The 17,550-nt window shown below is 72.7% G+C and carries 19 protein-coding genes; 15 read left to right on the top strand and 4 right to left on the bottom strand.

Annotated features, from left to right (window positions below):
- Positions 1 to 439: 439 nt before the first annotated feature.
- From fliW to JOD95_RS02535, 4 genes are read right to left on the bottom strand one after another with little or no spacing between them, the layout of a single operon-like run.
- A complete protein-coding gene (gene fliW, locus JOD95_RS02550) occupies positions 440 to 808 on the bottom strand; it encodes a flagellar assembly protein FliW (RefSeq protein WP_209682800.1) in 369 nt (122 codons plus the stop codon).
- On the bottom strand, positions 805 to 1,686 hold the full coding sequence (locus JOD95_RS02545) for a flagellin (RefSeq protein WP_209682797.1): 882 nt from the start codon (positions 1,684 to 1,686) through the stop codon (positions 805 to 807). Before JOD95_RS02545 ends, fliW begins: the two co-directional genes overlap by 4 nt.
- A 2-nt stretch (positions 1,687 to 1,688) precedes the next feature.
- Entirely contained in the window at positions 1,689 to 3,104 is a 1,416-nt protein-coding gene (gene flgK / locus JOD95_RS02540) for a flagellar hook-associated protein FlgK (protein WP_209682794.1), read from the bottom strand.
- Positions 3,105 to 3,111: 7 nt separating this feature from the next.
- Complete coding sequence (locus tag JOD95_RS02535) at positions 3,112 to 3,597, bottom strand: flagellar protein FlgN (RefSeq protein WP_066654099.1); 486 nt, start codon at positions 3,595 to 3,597, stop codon at positions 3,112 to 3,114.
- 492 nt (positions 3,598 to 4,089) lie between these two features.
- Here JOD95_RS02535 and JOD95_RS02530 point away from each other — a divergent pair, with 492 nt between their 5' ends.
- The 15 genes from JOD95_RS02530 (at position 4,090) to JOD95_RS02460 (ending at position 17,548) form a co-directional block, all read left to right on the top strand.
- Positions 4,090 to 4,905 (top strand): sigma-70 family RNA polymerase sigma factor, encoded by an 816-nt coding sequence (locus JOD95_RS02530; RefSeq protein WP_209682792.1) that lies wholly within the window; start codon positions 4,090 to 4,092, stop codon positions 4,903 to 4,905.
- A gap of 120 nt (positions 4,906 to 5,025) precedes the next feature.
- On the top strand, positions 5,026 to 6,168 hold the full coding sequence (locus tag JOD95_RS02525) for a flagellin (RefSeq protein WP_209682789.1): 1,143 nt from the start codon (positions 5,026 to 5,028) through the stop codon (positions 6,166 to 6,168).
- Between the two features lie 92 nt (positions 6,169 to 6,260).
- Positions 6,261 to 7,661, top strand: coding sequence for a flagellar filament capping protein FliD (gene fliD, locus JOD95_RS02520; protein ID WP_209682786.1), 1,401 nt, complete (start codon positions 6,261 to 6,263; stop codon positions 7,659 to 7,661).
- A gap of 11 nt (positions 7,662 to 7,672) precedes the next feature.
- A complete protein-coding gene (gene fliS / locus JOD95_RS02515; RefSeq protein ID WP_235426581.1) occupies positions 7,673 to 8,149 on the top strand; it encodes a flagellar export chaperone FliS in 477 nt (158 codons plus the stop codon).
- On the top strand, positions 8,139 to 8,480 hold the full coding sequence (locus tag JOD95_RS02510; RefSeq protein WP_209682784.1) for a hypothetical protein: 342 nt from the start codon (positions 8,139 to 8,141) through the stop codon (positions 8,478 to 8,480). The genes fliS and JOD95_RS02510 overlap by 11 nt, the downstream gene beginning before the upstream one ends.
- A 339-nt stretch (positions 8,481 to 8,819) precedes the next feature.
- On the top strand, positions 8,820 to 9,164 hold the full coding sequence (locus JOD95_RS02505) for a flagellar basal body protein (RefSeq protein ID WP_066654107.1): 345 nt from the start codon (positions 8,820 to 8,822) through the stop codon (positions 9,162 to 9,164).
- A complete protein-coding gene (locus JOD95_RS02500) occupies positions 9,161 to 9,556 on the top strand; it encodes a flagellar basal body rod protein FlgC (protein WP_224442989.1) in 396 nt (131 codons plus the stop codon). Before JOD95_RS02505 ends, JOD95_RS02500 begins: the two co-directional genes overlap by 4 nt.
- Positions 9,556 to 9,912, top strand: a complete 357-nt coding sequence (gene fliE / locus JOD95_RS02495; RefSeq protein ID WP_144411290.1) for a flagellar hook-basal body complex protein FliE — start codon at positions 9,556 to 9,558, stop codon at positions 9,910 to 9,912. Before JOD95_RS02500 ends, fliE begins: the two co-directional genes overlap by 1 nt.
- Positions 9,912 to 11,588 carry a flagellar basal-body MS-ring/collar protein FliF gene (fliF, locus tag JOD95_RS02490; protein ID WP_209682781.1) on the top strand — a complete coding sequence of 559 codons (1,677 nt, stop codon included), beginning with the start codon at positions 9,912 to 9,914 and terminating at the stop codon, positions 11,586 to 11,588. Before fliE ends, fliF begins: the two co-directional genes overlap by 1 nt.
- Complete coding sequence (gene fliG / locus JOD95_RS02485; RefSeq protein WP_209682778.1) at positions 11,585 to 12,634, top strand: flagellar motor switch protein FliG; 1,050 nt, start codon at positions 11,585 to 11,587, stop codon at positions 12,632 to 12,634. The genes fliF and fliG overlap by 4 nt, the downstream gene beginning before the upstream one ends.
- A complete protein-coding gene (locus JOD95_RS02480; RefSeq protein WP_144411291.1) occupies positions 12,627 to 13,289 on the top strand; it encodes a hypothetical protein in 663 nt (220 codons plus the stop codon). The genes fliG and JOD95_RS02480 overlap by 8 nt, the downstream gene beginning before the upstream one ends.
- Complete coding sequence (locus tag JOD95_RS02475; RefSeq protein WP_066654112.1) at positions 13,286 to 14,617, top strand: FliI/YscN family ATPase; 1,332 nt, start codon at positions 13,286 to 13,288, stop codon at positions 14,615 to 14,617. Before JOD95_RS02480 ends, JOD95_RS02475 begins: the two co-directional genes overlap by 4 nt.
- Entirely contained in the window at positions 14,617 to 15,048 is a 432-nt protein-coding gene (locus tag JOD95_RS02470; protein ID WP_066654114.1) for a hypothetical protein, read from the top strand. Before JOD95_RS02475 ends, JOD95_RS02470 begins: the two co-directional genes overlap by 1 nt.
- Entirely contained in the window at positions 15,045 to 15,773 is a 729-nt protein-coding gene (locus JOD95_RS02465) for a C40 family peptidase (RefSeq protein ID WP_066654116.1), read from the top strand. Before JOD95_RS02470 ends, JOD95_RS02465 begins: the two co-directional genes overlap by 4 nt.
- Entirely contained in the window at positions 15,770 to 17,548 is a 1,779-nt protein-coding gene (locus tag JOD95_RS02460; RefSeq protein WP_209682775.1) for a flagellar hook-length control protein FliK, read from the top strand. Before JOD95_RS02465 ends, JOD95_RS02460 begins: the two co-directional genes overlap by 4 nt.
- Positions 17,549 to 17,550: the final 2 nt, after the last annotated feature.

Below are 17,550 nucleotides of genomic sequence, written 5' to 3'. Positions count from 1 at the left end.
GGAGGACGTGTCGCTGCTCAGGACCGAGCGCGGCGGTGGTGCCGCGGACGACGAGCACGCCCGGTCGTACACGTTCGTACGCCCCTCGTGCCGTCGCCCGCTCGAGTGCCCGTCGTTCGGCATCGGGCAGGCGTGCCGTCCGCACCAGTTCGACCTCGTCAGCTGTCCTCATGCGACGAGGATGCTCGACGGCCGATCAGGCCAGGGCTCGATCGGCGCACTCCGTGGAGGAGCCAGGTCGGACTCGTGCCTGTGCAGGAACGAGCCTGGTCGATACAGGCGCATGCTGCGACGGAGCACCTGTCGATCGACGCGCGGAATGTCGAACGATGCCCGCGCACAGAGTGCGGGCGCATGGGGCGACGTTGCGCGTGACGATCGACGCGTGTGATGTCGAAGAACGCGTGCAACCGTGAGAGCCCGCCCCAGCCCCGCCGCGCTACCGCCGCGCGAGCTCCGCGCGCAGCGGCAGGTCCTGGTCCTCGAGGATGAACTGGGCGCCGACGGCCGTGCGCGCGTGCACGACGACCGGGGCGAGCAGGTTCACCGTCGTGCCGGACGCCCCCGGGTTGGCGACCACGAGGAGCATCGCGTCGGCGGGGTCGGTCAGGCCGATCAGGGCCGCCTGCTCGTCGGTGAGCTCGGGCGCGTAGTCGGGCAGGTGCACCGCGGCGTCGAGCAGGAACAGCCGCGCGTCGTCGCCGTGCAGGGCGAAGAGCCCCTCGGCACCTTCGACGGGCTCCAGGGTGAACACGGGTGCCGGCGACAGCCCGAACGGGGGCGTGGGGAAGGTCAGGTCGATGCTCATCGGAGGTAGTCCATCAGGGTCGGCTGCAGGACCTTCGCGGTGACGGCGAGGGCTGCCTGGTAGGTGGTCTGCTGCACCTGCAGGTCGAGGACCGCACCGGCGAGGTCGAGGTCCTCGATGCCGGCGCGACGGGTCTCCAGCGCGACGGACGAGGTCTTCAGCGCGTCCTGCGCGCCCAGTGCCGCCGCGTGCCGCACACCCACGTCGGCCTGCGCCGCACGGAGGGTGTCGAGCGCCGCGTCGACGTCGTTGAGCTTCGGGTTCACGTTCACACCGTTCTGCAGGTCGGCGACGATGCCGTCGATCACCGCGAAGGCCGACGTCGCGCCGGAGCCGAACGCCGCGGCCCCCGGGGTGTCGACCCGCACGGTCTGGGCGTCGCCGACGCGTCGGGACACCGCGGTGGTCGCAGCGGCGAAGCCGTCGGCGCTCGTGTAGGCGGTCGCCTCGGTCGAGGAGCCGGCGAAGACCGACCGCGTGCCGTAGGTCGTGTTGGCGGCGGACTCGAGGTCGGCCTTGAGCGCCCGGAACTGCGTGATGAACGCGTCGCGGGCGGTGTCGTCCATCACACCGGAGTTCGCGGCCTGCACGGTCAGGTCCCGCACCGTCGTCAGCACCGCGTGGGCGCCGGACAGGGCGCTGTCGGTCGTCGCGAGCCAGCCCACTGCGTCGTTCGCGTTGCGCGTGTACTGCGCGGCGGCGGCCTGCTCCTTCCGCACCTGCATCGACGAGCCGGTGCCGACCGGGTCGTCCGACGGCTTCGCGATCGCCTGCAGCGTGGTGGCGCGCTGCGTGGCGTCGGCGACGCGGGCGGCGTTCGCCTGCAGCCGCTCCGTCGCGGCCGTGATCGACATCTGGGTGGTCACACGGGTGATCACGGTCAGCCCCTCCCGACGAGTCCGACGCGGTTGATGAGCGTGTCGAGCATCTCGTCGACCGCGGTGAGGACGCGCGCTGCGCCCTGGTAGGCGTGCTGGTAGCTGAGCAGGTTGACGTTCTCCTCGTCGAGGTCCACGCCGGCGCCGGACTGCTGCTGCGTGCGCGCGCTGGTGAGGGCGAGTCCGGTGAGCGTCGCCTCCGACGAGGCCGTCCGGGAGGCGCTGCCCACCCCCGCCACGAAGCTCGCCCAGGTGCTGTCCGCACCCCCGGCGACCGTGCCGAGTCGCGAGAGCGTGTCGGCGAACGAGTCGTCGAGTTGTCCCGCCGCGTTCCGCGTCGCCAACCCGTCGCCGCCGGTCGGGACGACCGAGAGGCCCTGCGCGGCCGGGGTGCCCGCGGCGAGGGCGAAGAACGGCGCTCCGGTGGCACCCGAGGGCGTGGTGCCCTTCGCGTGCTCGGTGTTCACGGTCTCGGCGAGTCGGGTCGCGACCCGGTCGTACGCGGCCGACGCCTCGGCGATGGCGCCACCCGTGCCGCCGGCAGCGGGGGCGAGGAGTGCGAGCGCGCCACCGATCGAGCCGCCGTCGAGCGTCACCGAGCCGGCACTGCCCGAGGTCCAGCGGAGGGACACGGCAGCGCCGTCGCCCAGACGCGCGCCACCCTCGAGCGCGACGGTGCGGACGGTGTCGCCCTGCACGAGCGGGTTGCCGCCGAGGAGGACGTCGACGGTGCCGTCGGTGTTCGTCCGGACCGTGCCACCGGCGAGTCCCGCGATCTGCTGCGTGAGCCGGTCGCGCTGGTCCTGCAGTTCGTTCGCGCTGCCACCGGCGGCGAGGGCCGACCGGATCTGCACGTTCAGCCCGGCGACCTGCTCCGCCGCGTCGTTGAGCTGGTCGACCTGGGTCGCGGCCGTCGAACGAACCGTCGTCCACTGCGTGTCGAGCGCCTTCGAGCCGGTGGCGAGGGCGGTCGCGACGGTGGTCGCGGCGGCGATCACGGACGAGGCGGCGCCCGCGTCGTCGGGGTGCGCGGCGAGGTCGCCCCACGCGGACCAGAAGACGTCGAGCTGTGCCGACAGGCCGTTCTTCCCGGGCTCGTGCAGGCCGTCCTCGATCGCCGAGAGCCCGGTCGCGCGGGTCTGTGCCCAGGCCGACGAGCCGGTCGCCGCACGGAGGCCGGCGTCGAGCGTCAGGGAGCCGAGGCGTGCGATGCCGTCGACGGAGACGCCCTGCCCGGCGAGGGCAGCGGTGCCGTGCACGAAGCCGGTCTGCACGGCGGGGACGGACGATTGCGTGACGCGCTGGCGCGTGTACCCGGCGGTGCCGGCGTTGGCGATGTTCTGCCCGGTGACGTCGATGCCGGCGCGCGCCGCGGTCAGGCCGGAGTAGGCGGTCGCGAGGGATCCGAAGGTGCTCACCACGGTGCTACAGGGTCCCCTCGAACAGGCGTGCGCCGTCGGGACGGGAGCCGGAGCTGCCCGAGGCGTCGTACGTGGACGCGTCGCCGACCGAGCCGGCGAGGGTCTCCTCGGTGGCCTGGGCAGCCGTCCGGAGGAAGCGGTCGTTCTCGTCGCGGAGCGCGCCGATGTGCGTCGTCAGCTCGACCATCGCGGCGAGGTGCGTCGCGAGGATCTCGCCCCAGGGGCCGTTCGGCGCGGCGGCGACCACGTCGCGCAGGGGAGCGTCGGGGTCGACACCCCACTCCTCGGCGACGGCGGCACTCGACGCGGCGCGCTCGAGCCCGGTGCTGCGGAGCCGTTCGAGGACCTGCTCGACCTCGCGGCTGGCGTGCGACACCCAGCGGGAGCGCCCGGCGGCGAGCAGGAGCTGCTCCTCCTCGAGCTTGAACGTGAGCAGTTCGAGCAGTTCGCGCTCGCGCCAGAGGACGGCGGACAGGTCGTTCACGCTCATGGCTCCTCCCGGTTCGGGATCGGTGTCGGCGACCAGCGGGTCGTGCCGGTCCGCCTTCCGGTGGACAGCGGGGACTATCGACGCCGGGCGGTCCGTCGTAAGCGGACCGCGGCGGTGGAAGCGAGCACGAGGCGGGCCGGTGCTGCTCGGCGGAGCGGTGCTGCGCCTCCCGGCCGTGCGCTCCCGGGGGACGCACCGTCACCCAGACCGGGGGACAGAACCGGCGGTTCGTGCCGGTTTGTCCGCCGAAGTGCGGACCGCTGGAACCCCGCGTCCCCCCGCACTGGGGACGTTCACAGCCTGCACCGGTGACTTCCCAGCCGATACATTCGAACCGCACCGCGGGGGACACTCCCGCACCGCGTCGCAGGGGCGCGGGTGCACCGCCCGGAGGGAACCGGGTGGTTCTTCGTCGACCGCACCGGCCTCCCGAGGGCCGGTGTCCGTCGCGCCCACGGACGGGTCAGTCAGCACGTCGACCAGGGGAAGCCAATGGACCGGAACGCACGCAACGCGATGATCGTGGAGCACCTGCCGCTCGTCGGCTACATCGTGTCGGACGTCCGTGCGCGGGCCACCCACCTCGACCGTGACGACCTGGCTGCCGTGGGCTCGCTCGCACTCGTCGCCGCCGCCGAGGCCTTCGACCCGGAGCTCGGCGTGCCCTTCGGCGCCTACGCCCGTACCCGGATCACCGGTGCGCTCGCGGACGACATGCGCTCGTCCGACTGGGCGTCGCGCGGCACCCGGAAGCGCATCCGCGAGACCCTCGCGACGCAGGAGGCACTGTCCGCCCGACTCGGTCGCTCGGTCGGCGTCCAGGAGATCGCCGACGCGATGGGCGTCGACCGCCAGACGGCCGCCGATGCCATGTCCGACGCCGCCCGGACGGTCGGCACGATCGACGAGACCGTGCACGACGTCATCGCGTCCGAGGACCCGCTGCCCGGTGAGGACCTGCTCGAGGCCGAGAAGCGCCGCTACCTGCGCGCCGCCGTCGCCGCGCTGCCCGACCGGATGCGCTACGTCGTCGAGAACGTCTACTTCGGCGACCGCTCGGTCACCGAGGTCGCGGCCGAGCTCGGGATCACGCACTCCGCGGTGTCGCAGCAGCGGTCCGAGGCGATGCGGCTCCTGCGGGACGGCCTCGCCGAGCACTACGGCGACGGCACCGCGGTCGAGCCGGTGTCGCGCACGACCGCCGCGCGGCGCAGTGCGTACCTGGCGCGGGTCGCGGCGAACGCCGCTGCCGGGGTCGCCCGCGCCGTGCAGGACGCGTCGGTGCCGACGGCAGTGGCAGCCAGCTGATCTTCGGCGGGACGATTTCCCGCCGACACCTAACGACCTCGGCGGACCTGCCGAGAGTCACGGATGTCAGCCCATGGACGGGCAGACACCACCACCCAAGGATTCACGGAGGAAACCACCATGGGTATGTCCATCAACACCAACCTCTCGGCACTCAACACGTACCGGAACCTCAACTCGACGCAGAACGACCTGTCGAAGTCCCTCGAGAAGCTCTCGACGGGTCTCCGCATCAACCGTGCTGCCGACGACGCTGCCGGTCTGACGATCTCCGAGGGACTCAAGTCGCAGGTCGGTGGCCTCACGGTCGCCGCCCGCAACGCGCAGGACGGCATCTCCGTCGTGCAGACCGCTGAAGGTGGCCTCACCGAGACCCACTCGATCCTCCAGCGCATGCGCGACCTCGCCGTCCAGGCGGGTAACGACTCGAACAACGAGACGTCGCGGGCGGCGATCTCCACCGAGGTCGGTCAGCTCCAGAAGGAGCTGTCCCGCATCTCGGAGTCGACCAACTTCAACGGCCTGAACCTGCTCGACGGTTCGAACAGCAAGATGAAGTTCCAGGTCGGCGCGAACGGTGACGCCAGCAGCCAGATCACGGTCGACCTGACCAAGGCGAACGTGGCCGACGTCGCGAAGTCGTTGTCCGTTCTCAACGGCCAGGAGTTCACGCCGGACGCCGACGCAATTGCGACGCTCGCCGGAGGTACCTTCACCTCGAAGGCGGGCGACACGACGACGGTGATCACGACCGACCCTCTGGCCAAGGGCTCCGGCGACGCGGGCGCGTTCAAGGACACCGGTGAGTACGCTGCTGCTCTGAACGCCGACGCGAAGTTCTCGTCTGCGTTCGTCGCGGTCGCGAACAAGGAAGGCACCAAGGTCACCATCAGTGCGAAGGACGGTGGCGACGTCACCTCCGGCGTCGAAGCCCTTGGCGATGGAGCGAAGTCGACGGCCGGGATCGCCTTCGGCACGGCAGCTGAGGCTCAGGCCGCCATCACCACGATCGACTCGCAGATCAAGCTGGTTTCGGCCGCTCGTTCGGAGCTCGGTGCGGTCCAGAACCGCTTCGACCACGCCATCAACGTGACGAACGTGGCCAAGGAGAACCTGACCGCTGCTGGTTCGCGCATCACCGACGTCGACATGGCGCAGGAGATGGTCAAGTACACCCGCGACAACATCCTGAGCCAGGCCGGCACCTCGATGCTCGCGCAGGCGAACCAGAGCACCCAGGGCGTGCTCTCGCTCCTCCGCTAGCACCACCGACGCCGTCGTCCGGAGGAGTTCGAGTCCTCCGGACGGCGGCGTCACCACACCCACGACCACCCCCGACGACAGGGAGCCCCGCGATGTCGACGTCGTCCGTCTCGGGCAACAGTCTCGCGATCGACGGTCTGGTCAGCGGTCTCAAGACCTCCGACCTGATCAACTCGCTGATGACCATCGAGCAGGTCCCGCAGACCCTGCTCAAGAACAAGCTCACCGACACCAACTCGTTCGTGTCGTCGCTGCAGACGATCAACTCGCTCGTGCAGACGCTCGCGACGAAGGCCGGCGACGCCGCCAAGGCCACGTCGCTCGACGTGTACGCCGCGAAGAGCTCGTCCACCGGGGTCACCGTCGCGACCGACGCCACGGCCTCGGCCGGCTCCGTCAGCTTCCAGGTCGGGTCGACCGCGGCGGCACACGTCGGCGTCACCGCCGCGATGTCGACCTGGGCGTCCGCAGCCGAGCCGCTCACGCTCGTCGGTGCCGACGGGAAGAAGACCACCGTCACACCGGCCTCGGGATCGCTCGACGACGCGGTCACCGCGATCAACAAGGCCGGCGCCGGTGTGACCGCGACGAAGGTCGCGGCCGGGACCGACGCCGACGGCACGAAGCTCTACCGCATGCAGCTCAGCGCGACGAAGACCGGCGCAGCGGCCTCCTTCACGCTCTACCGCGGCTCGTCCGACGACGTGACGGCCGGTACCGCGACGAACGTCTTCACCCAGCCGGGAGCCGCCGTCGTCACCCAGGGCAAGGACGCGAGCGTCACACTCTGGGCGGGGACCGCCGCCGCGCAGACGGTCACGAGCCCCACGAACACGTTCGACGACCTGCTGCCGGGGCTCGACGTCACGGTCACGCAGACCACCACCGACCCGGTGACCGTCACGGTCGCGCAGGACACCACGAAGGCCCAGGCCGTCGCGTCCGGGCTCGTCGACGCGCTCAACGCCATCACCTCGTACTACGCCACGAACACGGCGGTGACGAGCACCACGAGTCCGACCACCGGCACCACGTCGACGAAGGCCGGCGTGCTCACCGGAGACGGCACGACCCGCGACGCGGTGCAGCGCCTCACCACGACGATGTCGACGCCGGTCAACGGGAAGTCGCCGTCGTCCATCGGCATCGTCATCCAGAAGGACGGCACCTTCAACTTCGACGCCGCGGTCTTCCAGAAGGCCCTGGCGGACGACCCGCAGGGCACCCAGGCCATGCTGTCCGGCGTCGCGACGAACGTCGGCGCCGCAGCGACGGCCGCGTCGGACAAGTACACGGGGTCGATCACGACCTCGATCACCGGGCAGCAGTCGGTCGCGAAGGACCTGACGACGCAGATCGACAACTGGTCGGACCGGCTCACCGCACGACGGGCGACGCTGCAGGCGCAGTACTCCGCCCTCGAGACCAGCCTCAGCAAGCTCCAGTCCCAGTCGGCGTGGCTCTCCAGCCAGCTGGCATCGACGTCGAAGTGACGGGAACGACCATGAACGCCTTCGACCTGCAGTCCGCCGCCTTCCGTCAGGCCGCACAGCCCCGCACGGTGACCGACCAGCGCCGAGCGCAGTACACGAACGAGGCCGTGCTCTCGGCGACGCCCGCGCAGCTCGTCACGATGCTCTACGACCGGCTGCTCCTCGACCTGCACCGCGCCGAAGCCGCGCAGACGACGTCCGACTGGGAGGCCGCGCGCGAGCAGCTGCTGCACGCCCAGGCCATCGTCGGCGAGCTGTCGTCCACGCTCCGCATCGACGTGTGGGACGGCGGCGAGGGGCTCCTCGCGATCTACAACTACGCGTCGACGTCGTTGATCACCGCGAACGTGCACCGCGACGTGCAGGCGACGCGCGACTGCATCCGGATCCTGGAGCCGCTGCGCCAGTCGTGGCACGAGGCCGCCGCGGCCCTCCCGACGACCCAGGCGCCGCAGGTCGGCACCGGGGGAGCGCTCGGTGTCGCCTGACCCGCACCCCACCCCCGCCGCTGAGACCGCCGACGTTGCGTGGGCCGCGGTGCTCGACGCCCTCGAGCACGAGCTGACCACGATCGACGCGACCACGGACGGCACCGCAGCGATCGTCCTCGACGCGACCCCGTGGGTCGTCCCGACCACGCTCGGACCGGTGCCGCGCGCGCTGGTGGGTCGTGCCTCCCGGCTGCTGGCCGCGCAGCGCGACCGGATGTCGACGCTCGAGACCGAGCGACGGCAGACCCTGGAGCACCTCGGCGCGCTCCGTCAGGTCGCGGCGACGGACGAGCCGCGCGGCTCCGTGTACCTGGACGCCTCCGCCTGAGGCGCGCCTGCTCGAGCGAGCACGACGACAGATGCGTCGTCGCACGACAGCGGTTCCGTCGTGTCGGTCGTGGGCCGTCGCGCACCTCCGGCCGGGACGACAGATGCGTCGTCGGACGACAGCGGCTTCGTCGCACCACAGCGGAGCACGCGACGAGTGTTCAACGAGCCCCGCCGCCGCAGCCAGCCCCCGCCCCCCGTTCGGGGCGAGCCCTAACGTCCCCAGCGCCGCCGCCGACAGCGCCCTCCGAGCACGGATCGCTCACTCGTTCGGCCACGGATCGGCCACCGCCAATCGGCGACGTCGCACGACGTCGCACACCGAGGGGACGGGCCACCCGTGTTCGATTCCGTGACGAGCGTCGCGCTGCAGAGCGCGCTCGACGGGCTGTCGCTGCGACAGCGCACCATCGCGAACAACGTCGCGAACATCAACACGCCGAACTACCACGCCGAGAAGGTGCGCTTCGAGGACGCCCTCGCGCAGTCGATCGTGCACGGTGACGGGCACGCGACCGCGACCACCGCGCGCAGCCTCGAGCCGACGAACGAGATCGGCAACAACGTCAACCTCGACCAGGAGACCCTGTCGAACGTGGACACGGTCCTGCGCTACCAGTTCGCCACCCAGGCGGTCGGCGGCGAGGCGACGGCCCTCCGCGCCGCGATGCGGACGAACTCGTGACGACCTTCGACGCGATCGGCATCGCGAGCACCGGCATGACCGTGCACCGGAAGTGGCTCGACGCGATCTCGGACAACATCGCCAACGTCAACACGGTCCGCTCGATGGACGACTCCGCGTTCCAGGCCCGCTACGTCGAGGTCCAGGAGGGCGCCGGCACGTCGGGCGCCTACGTCAAGGGCGCGGCGTTCGGCAGCGCCGCCGGACGCGTGACCTACGACCCGGACAACCCGCTCGCGAACGCGGAGGGCTACGTCCGCATGCCGGACATCGACCTCGGCACGCAGATGGCGGACCTCATCATGGCCCAGCGCGGGTACCAGGCGAACGCCGCCGTGGTCGACCGTGCCAAGACCGCCTACGAGGCGGCACTGCAGATCGGGAAGAACTGATGCCCATCGACGCACTGAACGGTGTGACCACCAACGCGATGACCCGTGCGTTCGCCGGCGCCACGGACGCTGCGACCGGTGCCGGAGCGCTCGGCGGTGCCGCGGGCGCCGGCGCGGTCCAGCCGACCACCGGCGGCGACGGCTTCGCCGCGAGCCTCGGCAACGCGGTCGACGGGCTCCAGCAGCTGCAGAGCGACTCGAAGACCCTGGCGCTCAAGGCCGTCACGGGCAACCTCGACGACATCCACGACGCCACCATCGCGTCCACCCGTGCCCAGGTCACCCTCGAGCTCGTCACCGCCGTCCGCAACAAGGGCGTCGACGCGTTCAACGAGATCATGCGGATGCAGGCCTGATGCCCGCCGCGATGCAGAACACGTGGGGGCGGCTCGTCGCCTACGTGAAGGGCTTCTCCGCCGCGCAGCGCACCATCGCGCTGATCGGCGTCGCCGCACTCGTGCTCGGTGGGATCGCCCTCGCCAGCTGGCTCGGCAAGGCGTCCTACGCGCCGCTCTTCACCGGACTGGCCGCAGCCGACGCGAGCTCGATCACCGACCAGCTGACGACCGACGGTGTGCCGTACCAGCTGACCGACGGCGGCGCGACGATCCTCGTTCCGCAGGACAAGGTGTACTCGGAGCGGCTCAAGGCGGCGTCGAACAACCTGCCGTCGTCGAACGAGGGCGGCTACTCGCTCCTCGACAAGATGGGCGTGACGAGCTCGGAGTTCCAGCAGGACGTCACCTACAAGCGGGCGATCGAGGGCGAGCTGGCGAAGACGATCTCGTCGATGGACGGCGTGAAGGCCGCCACCGTGCAGCTCGCCATCCCCGAGAAGACCGTCTTCGTGTCCGAGGAGAAGGACCCGACGGCGTCGGTGTTCGTCGCGACCGAGAACGGCGCGCAGCTCACCACGGACCAGGTGCAGTCGATCGTGCACCTGACGAGCGCCGCGGTCGAGGGGATGCAGCCCACCGACGTCTCCGTCGTGGACCAGAAGGGCCAGACCCTCTCCGCGGTCGGTACCGGAGCGACAGGCAGCGGCGCCGACCAGGCCGCCGACTACGACGCGGCCACCCGGAAGAAGATCCAGGACCTGCTCGACACCACGCTCGGACCGGGCAACGCGAGCGTCGTGGTCTCGGCGACGATGAACCAGCAGTCGGGCACCCGGACGTCGGAGAGCTTCGCACAGCCGAAGGGCGGTGCAGTCGCCCTCAACGAGTCCAGCTCGACGGAGGAGTACGGCTCCGGGTCCGGTGCGGGCGCCGGTGCGACCGGCGTCCTCGGTCCGGACAACATCGCGGTGCCGAACGGGACCGCCGGCGGCACCACCACGAACGGCACGGCCGCCGGTGACGACGGCTACAAGAACGAGTCGGCGACGAAGAACAACGCCGTCGACAAGACCACCGAGACGACGCAGATCCCCGCCGGTGGTGTCGAGCGGCAGACCATCTCGGTCGCCCTGAACTCGCGCGCCGACTCGGTGCAGAACGCGAACCTGCAGAGCATCAACGACCTGGTGTCCGCCGCCGCCGGAGCCGACAACGCCCGGGGCGACCAGGTCCGCGTCGCGATGATGGACTTCGACGACTCCGCGGCGAAGGACGCCGCCAAGGCCCTCGAGGAGCAGCAGCAGGCCGAGCAGCAGCAGGCCATGTGGTCGGCCATCCGCACCGCCGGCATCGTCGTCGCCGTCCTCGCCGCCGCGATCGTGCTCGCGATCGTGCTGGCCCGCCGTGCCCGCCGTCAGTCGCGCGAGGCCGTCGACGTCGGTGAGCTCGACGCCTTCGCCGGTGAGACGTTCGAACTGCCCCTCGGTACCGACGACCTGGCGATCCCGGCCGTCGAGCCGCGGACGGTCGCGCTGCAGACGCTGCCCCACGACGACGCCCCGACCGAGGTGCTGACGACGGACGAGATCAGCGCCGAGCGTCGCCGGCAGGAGATCTCCGCGCTGGCCGAGCGCGACCCGAAGCGCACCGCCGACCTGCTCCGCGGGCTCCTCGACGACCGGTCGCCGGTGTGAGCGCGCTCGTCCCGGTCCCCGCCGGCGGGGGCACCACCGACCGCGCCCTGACCGGCGCGCAGAAGGTCGCGCTCATCCTCATGCAGATGGAGACCGAGCGCGCGGCCGAGGTGATGAAGCAGTTCACCGAGCTCGAGGCCGAGGAGATCAGCGCCGAGATCGTCCGGATGCGCCGCGTGGACGACTCCGTCGTGGACCGCACGATGAGCGAGTTCCACCGCATCACGCAGCGCGGCCGCGTGCAGAAGCGCGGCGGCAAGGACGCCGCGCTCGGGCTGCTCGAGGCGTCGTTCGGGTTCGAACGCGCCGCGGGCGTGATGGACCGGCTGGCCTCGAACCTCGCCGGGCAGTCGTTCGAGTTCCTCGACGACGCCGAACCCGGCCAGGTCGTCAGCCTGCTCGAGGGCGAGCTGCCCCAGACCATCGCCCTCGTGCTCGCGCACCTGCAGCCCGGGCAGGCGAGCGCGGTGCTCGCCGGGGTCGACGACCGTGTCCGCACCGACGTCGCCCAGGCCTTCGCGACGATGGGCACGGCGACCCCCGAGGCCGTCGGGATCGTCGCCGGCGTCCTCCGCCAGCGCGCCGGTGCCGTGGTCTCGCCGCGCGAGAGCGTCGAGGTCGTCGGCGGCATCGCGCCCCTGGTCGAGATCATCAACCGCTCGGACGTCGCCACCGAGAAGGCCGTGCTCGACGGCCTCGAGGCGCGCGACCCGGAGCTCGCGGAGGACATCCGCTCGCGGATGCTCACGTTCGAGGACATCGTCAAGCTCGAGTCGCGCGACATCCAGCAGGTGCTCCGCGGCATCGACTCGAAGCTCCTCGCGACCGCCATGAAGGGTGCGCCGACGCCGGTCGTCGAGACGATCCGCGCGAACGTGTCCGAGCGCAACCGCGAGCTGCTGGACGACGAGCTGCAGGCCATGGGCCCCGTGCGCGTCTCGCAGGTCGAGGAGGCGCGCGCCGAGGTGGTCCGCTCCGTCCGCGAGCTGGAGGCCGAGGGCACGATCACCGTCCACCGCGCCGAGGAGGACGAGCTCGTTGACTGACACCACCGTGCAGCGCGTCGCGTTCCCCGTGCTCGGGAGCGCGACGACCCGCGACCTCGCAGCGGCCGCCGACGTGCGCGGCCACGCCGCGGGCTACGCCGCGGGCCTCCGTGCCGCCCAGGCCGAGACCGCTGCGCTGCACGCCCGGCTCGAGGCCGAGCACGCAACGCGACTCGCGGCGCTCCAGGCCGAGACCGTCCGCCGTGTCCAGGTGCTCGACGCGGCCACGAACGCGATGCTCTCCCAGGTCGTGCCGGTGCTGGCCGACGCCGAGGAGTCCCTGGTCGACGCTGCGCTCGACCTGGCCGAGGCCGTCGTCGGACACGTGGTGCGTTCCGGGCGCCAGGACGACGCGACCGGCGAGGGCGACGGCCAGGAGGCACGCCCCACCACCGGTGCGGAGGCGACCGTCCGTCGGGCGCTCGCCTCGGTCGACGCCACCGTCGCGGTGGCCGTCCGGCTCAGCCCCGCCGACGCAGCCCGCGTCGCCGACCTCGCGCTGCCGGTCCCGGTCGTGCCGGACGTGGCGCTGCTCGACGGCGACGCCGTCGTGGACCTGCCGGACGGGCTGCTCGACCTCCGCATCGGCGCAGCGCTCGACCGTGCGCGCGCGGCGCTGGGCCGCTCCGCCGACCGGCCGGAGGCGTCCCGGTGACCGCGACCCTCCTCCGTCCCCGTGGGCTCGACGAGGCGATCGCCCTCGCCGCGCCGCAGCGCGTGGGCCTCGTCACGAGCGCGGTGGGCCTCGGGCTGACCGTCGCCGGGGTCGAGGCCCGGATCGGCGACGTCCTGACCGTCGGCACCGAGGGCAGTCCGCAGACCCCCGTCGAGGTCGTCGCCACCGATCCCACGGGTGTGCGCTGCATGCCGCTCGGACGCCTCGTCGCGGTGACCGCGGGCACCCCCGTCCGCCCGACCGGTCGTCCCGTGCTGGTGCCGACCGGTGCAGGGCTGTTCGGCCGGGTGCTCGACGGGCTCGGGCGGCCGATCGACGACCGTGGTCCGCTCGACACCGACGGCTGGGTGCCGCTCGACCACGCGACGCCGAACGCCATGGCGCGAACGCGGATCGACGCGCCGATGCAGCTCGGCGTCCGCGTGCTCGACACCCTGACGACCGTGGGTCGTGGACAGCGCATGGGCCTGTTCGCCGGCTCCGGCGTCGGCAAGTCCTCGCTGCTGTCGATGATCGCGCGCGGGAGCGACGCAGCCGTCAACGTCATCGCCCTGGTGGGGGAGCGCGGCCGCGAAGTTCGGGAGTTCCTCGAGGACGACCTCGGGCCCGAGGGCCTCGCCCGCTCGATCGTCGTGGTCTCGACGTCCGACGAGCCGGCCCTGATGCGCCTGCGCGCGGCGTTCGTCGCCACCCGGATCGCGGAGTCGTTCCGCGACGCCGGGCAGGACGTCGTGCTCATGATGGACTCGCTCACCCGCGTCGCGATGGCGCAGCGCGAGATCGGACTGTCCGTGGGCGAACCGCCCGCGACCCGGGGCTACCCGCCGTCGACCTTCTCGGTGCTCGCCGGGCTCCTCGAGCGCGCGGGCACCGACCGGGTCGGCAGCATCACCGGGCTCTACACCGTGCTCGTGGACGGCGACGACCACAACGAGCCGATCGCGGACAGCGCCAGGAGCATCCTCGACGGGCACGTCGTGCTCGACCGGAAGCTCGCCGTGACCGGGCACTTCCCCTCCGTCGACGCGCTCGGCTCGGTGTCCCGCGTCGCCTCGAAGGTCACCGAGCCGTGGCAGCGTGCTGCGGCCACCGCGCTCCGGAAGGTGATGGCGGCCCGCCGGAACGCGCAGGACCTGCTCGACGTCGGCGCCTACCAGCCCGGCACGAACCCGCTCGTCGACGCAGCGGTCACCCACCAGGACGCGATCGACGCGTTCCTCCGACAGGGGATGGACGACCGCGCCGACGCCGGGACGTCCTGGCGAGCCCTCGACGCCCTCGTCGCCCGACTGGGGGTGTCCGCCTGATGGCCCGACGCTTCCCCCTCGCCGGCCTGCTGCGTCTGCGGCACGCCGAGCAGGACCGCGCCGCCGCCGCCCTGGCCGCCGCGAACGACCGTGTCCGCGACGCCGCCGACGCCCGCATCGCCGCGCGGCGGAACCTGGCGGACCGCGAGCAGGAGCAGCTCGTCACGGACGCCGCGACGCTGAGCGCGCTCGCGGCCGCGCGGGCCTCGACCCGCGGGATGCTCGAGGAGCTCGACGCCGTCGCACGCACCCGTCGTGCCGATGCCGATGCCGCCCGGACCGCGTACTCCGCCGCCCGCCGTGCCGCGCTCGGCCTCGAGAAGCTCGAGGGCCACCACGACCACGAGCAGGCCGCCGCCGACCTGCGCGCCGAGCAGGACGCCCTCGACGAGATCGCGGCACGACGCCGCACGGAAGGTGGTGTCCGATGAGCGTCGACGCCGTGCTCTCCCGGATCGCCGAGATCCGCACCCAGATCGACGCCCTGCGCGGCGGTACCACCGCCTCCGCGGGCGGCTCCGCCTCGAACGAGGCCACGACCCGCGCGTTCGCCGACGCCCTGGCGACCGCGACCGGGACGTCGACGAGCGCCGGCGCCGCCGGCACCGCTGCTGCCGACGGGGCGTCCCGCACGCCGGCCACCTCGGTCGACGCGGGCCGCGGCACCCTGGCGACCGGCAGCGGCGCCACGGGGTCCGACGTGGTCGAGGACGCGAAGAAGTACCTCGGCGTGCCCTACGTGTTCGGCGGGACGACCCGGTCCGGCATGGACTGCTCCGGGCTCGTGCAGACGGTGTTCAAGGACCTCGGGGTGACCATGCCGCGCGTGGTGCCCGACCAGGCGGACATGGGGGTGCCCGTCGGGTCGCTCAAGGACGCGAAGCCGGGCGACCTCATCATCCCGAAGGGCGAGCAGCACATCGTGATCTACGTCGGTGACGGCAAGGTGCTGCACGCACCCCGACCCGGCAAGGACGTCCGGATCGTGGACAACTGGTACAAGGACTCCGACATCGCGACGATCCGCCGCATCGTGCCGAGCGAGGCCGCGGCTCCTGCGGCGACCCGCTCGGTCTCCGCAGCGGGTGCGGCGCAGTCGGTCACCGACCTGCAGACCGCGGCACTCCTGTCGGCGATGCGGGGGAGTGCTGCATGAGCACCGTGAGCACGACGACCCTCTCCCCGGCCCCCGCCGCACCGGGGAGCGCTGCGACCGCCGGGTCGACGACCTCGGCGCTGCCGTTCGGCGCCGCCCTCGCCGCGGTGCTCGCGCCGGCCGCGTCGAGCACGGCGTTCGGTGTGTCGGTGGGGACCGCGGGCGTCACCGGTGCGCCGTCCGGGACGGCCGCCGCCTCGGGTGCCCCCGCCACGGGCGCTCCGGCCTCGACCGCCGCTGCCCCGAACACCGCGGACACGACCACCGCGGACACGACGGCCGCTGTCCCCGCCACCGACCCGACGCTGCTCGGCATCGTGCCGGTGCCCACCGCCCTCGTCGCGGTCCCGTCGGCCAGCGCCGCCGCCGTGTCGGACGATGCGGTGTCGCCCCAGGTCGGGACCGCGGGGACGGACGGTGTCGCGCCCTCGGCCGGCAATGCACGACCGACCGGGGCCTCCGACCCGCTCGGAGTCACAGAAACGCGCGGGACCGCCGGTCCTGCCAGCACCGCGGACCGCGCAGCGACGGCCGGGATCGCTACGCCGGCACCGGTTGCCGGCTCCGGACCCGCCGTTGCGCGCTCCACCGGACCGCAGGTCGGCGTCGTGCCGTCCACGACCGCTCGACCTGCAGGAACGTCCGGCGCTCCCCGGCCCGGTGCGGCACAGCCCGCCGTGGTCCGTCCCGCTGCGGCGCCGCTCGAAGGCGACGTGTCCGACTCATCCGACGTGTCCGCGGGAACGACGCCCGTCCTCGCGACCACGCCGTCGACGACCGGTGCACCCGGCGCGCCCTCGACGACCGCCACCTCTGCGGCGACCGGCTCGACCGTCGCGTCCCCGTCGGTCCTCGGACCCGTCGCGGTGGACGGGGCGTCGAGCTCCGCCGCTCCCGGAGCCGCGACAGCCGTCGCCGTGACCGCGTCCGCGAGCACGACGACCGAGACCACCACTGCCGGGACCACCACGACCGGGACCACCACGACCGGGGCCACCGCGACCCTGACCGCCACGACCCTTCCCACCACGACGGCGAGCAGCCCGCTCGCGACGACGGACGCCGCGGCCGAGGCCGCCGGCCCCACGGCAGCGACCAGCGTGTCGTCGGCGCCGCAGGCCGGTCGCCCTGCCGACACCGCTACGGCGAGCACGGCGACCGCCGCCGCCCCGGTCGTGCAGACCGGACCGGCCACCGGGGCCCGGAGCGACCACGGGTCGGACCGGCGGACGGGCGGCCAGGGTGATCCGAGCCTCCAGGCCGTGACCGCCCCGCGCAGTGGCGAGACGCCGTTCGCGGTCCCCGCACCCGCGACGACCGGGCTCCCGACCGCGCCGGGCGCGGCGACGGCGAACGCCCCGGTGCCCCTCGCACAGCAGCTCGCGCGCCCGGTGTTCACGCTCGCGCAGGCCGGTCCCGGCGACCACGTCGTCACGGTGCAGGTCACGCCCGACGCGCTCGGTCCCGTCACGGTCCGCGCGCACGTGACCGCGCACGGGATGCACGTCGAGCTCTTCGCCGCGTCGGACGCCGGCCGCGACGCGGTCCGGCAGGTGCTGCCCGACCTCCGCCGTGACGCTGCCGGCAGCGGGACCACCACGACCCTCGACCTGTCCTCCCAGAACCACCCGGGCGCGCAGCCCGATCGCGACGACCGGCCGGCACCGACGGTGCTGCGCCCGGGAGTCGGCCTGGAGGCCCGCCCCACCCCGACCGCGCCGGTCACCACCCGGCCCACCACCGTCCGATCCGTCGGACTCGACGTCCTCGCCTGACG

The sequence above is a fragment of the Curtobacterium sp. 1310 genome (assembly GCF_017834105.1).
Classification (GTDB): domain Bacteria; phylum Actinomycetota; class Actinomycetes; order Actinomycetales; family Microbacteriaceae; genus Curtobacterium.
The sequence above is the reverse complement of the archived record's forward strand: the minus strand, read 5'-3'. Positions and strand labels throughout refer to the sequence as shown.

What these genes read in the sequence shown, in the direction of transcription:
- fliW (WP_209682800.1), bottom strand. Translation starts at nt 808, where the DNA reads ATGAGCATCGACCTGACCTTCCCCACGCCCCCGTTCGGGCTGTCGCCG.
- JOD95_RS02535 (WP_066654099.1), bottom strand. Translation starts at nt 3,597, where the DNA reads ATGAGCGTGAACGACCTGTCCGCCGTCCTCTGGCGCGAGCGCGAACTG.
- JOD95_RS02530 (WP_209682792.1), top strand. Translation starts at nt 4,090, where the DNA reads ATGGACCGGAACGCACGCAACGCGATGATCGTGGAGCACCTGCCGCTC.
- JOD95_RS02525 (WP_209682789.1), top strand. Translation starts at nt 5,026, where the DNA reads ATGGGTATGTCCATCAACACCAACCTCTCGGCACTCAACACGTACCGG.
- fliD (WP_209682786.1), top strand. Translation starts at nt 6,261, where the DNA reads ATGTCGACGTCGTCCGTCTCGGGCAACAGTCTCGCGATCGACGGTCTG.
- fliS (WP_235426581.1), top strand. Translation starts at nt 7,673, where the DNA reads ATGAACGCCTTCGACCTGCAGTCCGCCGCCTTCCGTCAGGCCGCACAG.
- fliE (WP_144411290.1), top strand. Translation starts at nt 9,556, where the DNA reads ATGCCCATCGACGCACTGAACGGTGTGACCACCAACGCGATGACCCGT.
- fliF (WP_209682781.1), top strand. Translation starts at nt 9,912, where the DNA reads ATGCCCGCCGCGATGCAGAACACGTGGGGGCGGCTCGTCGCCTACGTG.
- JOD95_RS02470 (WP_066654114.1), top strand. Translation starts at nt 14,617, where the DNA reads ATGGCCCGACGCTTCCCCCTCGCCGGCCTGCTGCGTCTGCGGCACGCC.
- JOD95_RS02465 (WP_066654116.1), top strand. Translation starts at nt 15,045, where the DNA reads ATGAGCGTCGACGCCGTGCTCTCCCGGATCGCCGAGATCCGCACCCAG.
- JOD95_RS02460 (WP_209682775.1), top strand. Translation starts at nt 15,770, where the DNA reads ATGAGCACCGTGAGCACGACGACCCTCTCCCCGGCCCCCGCCGCACCG.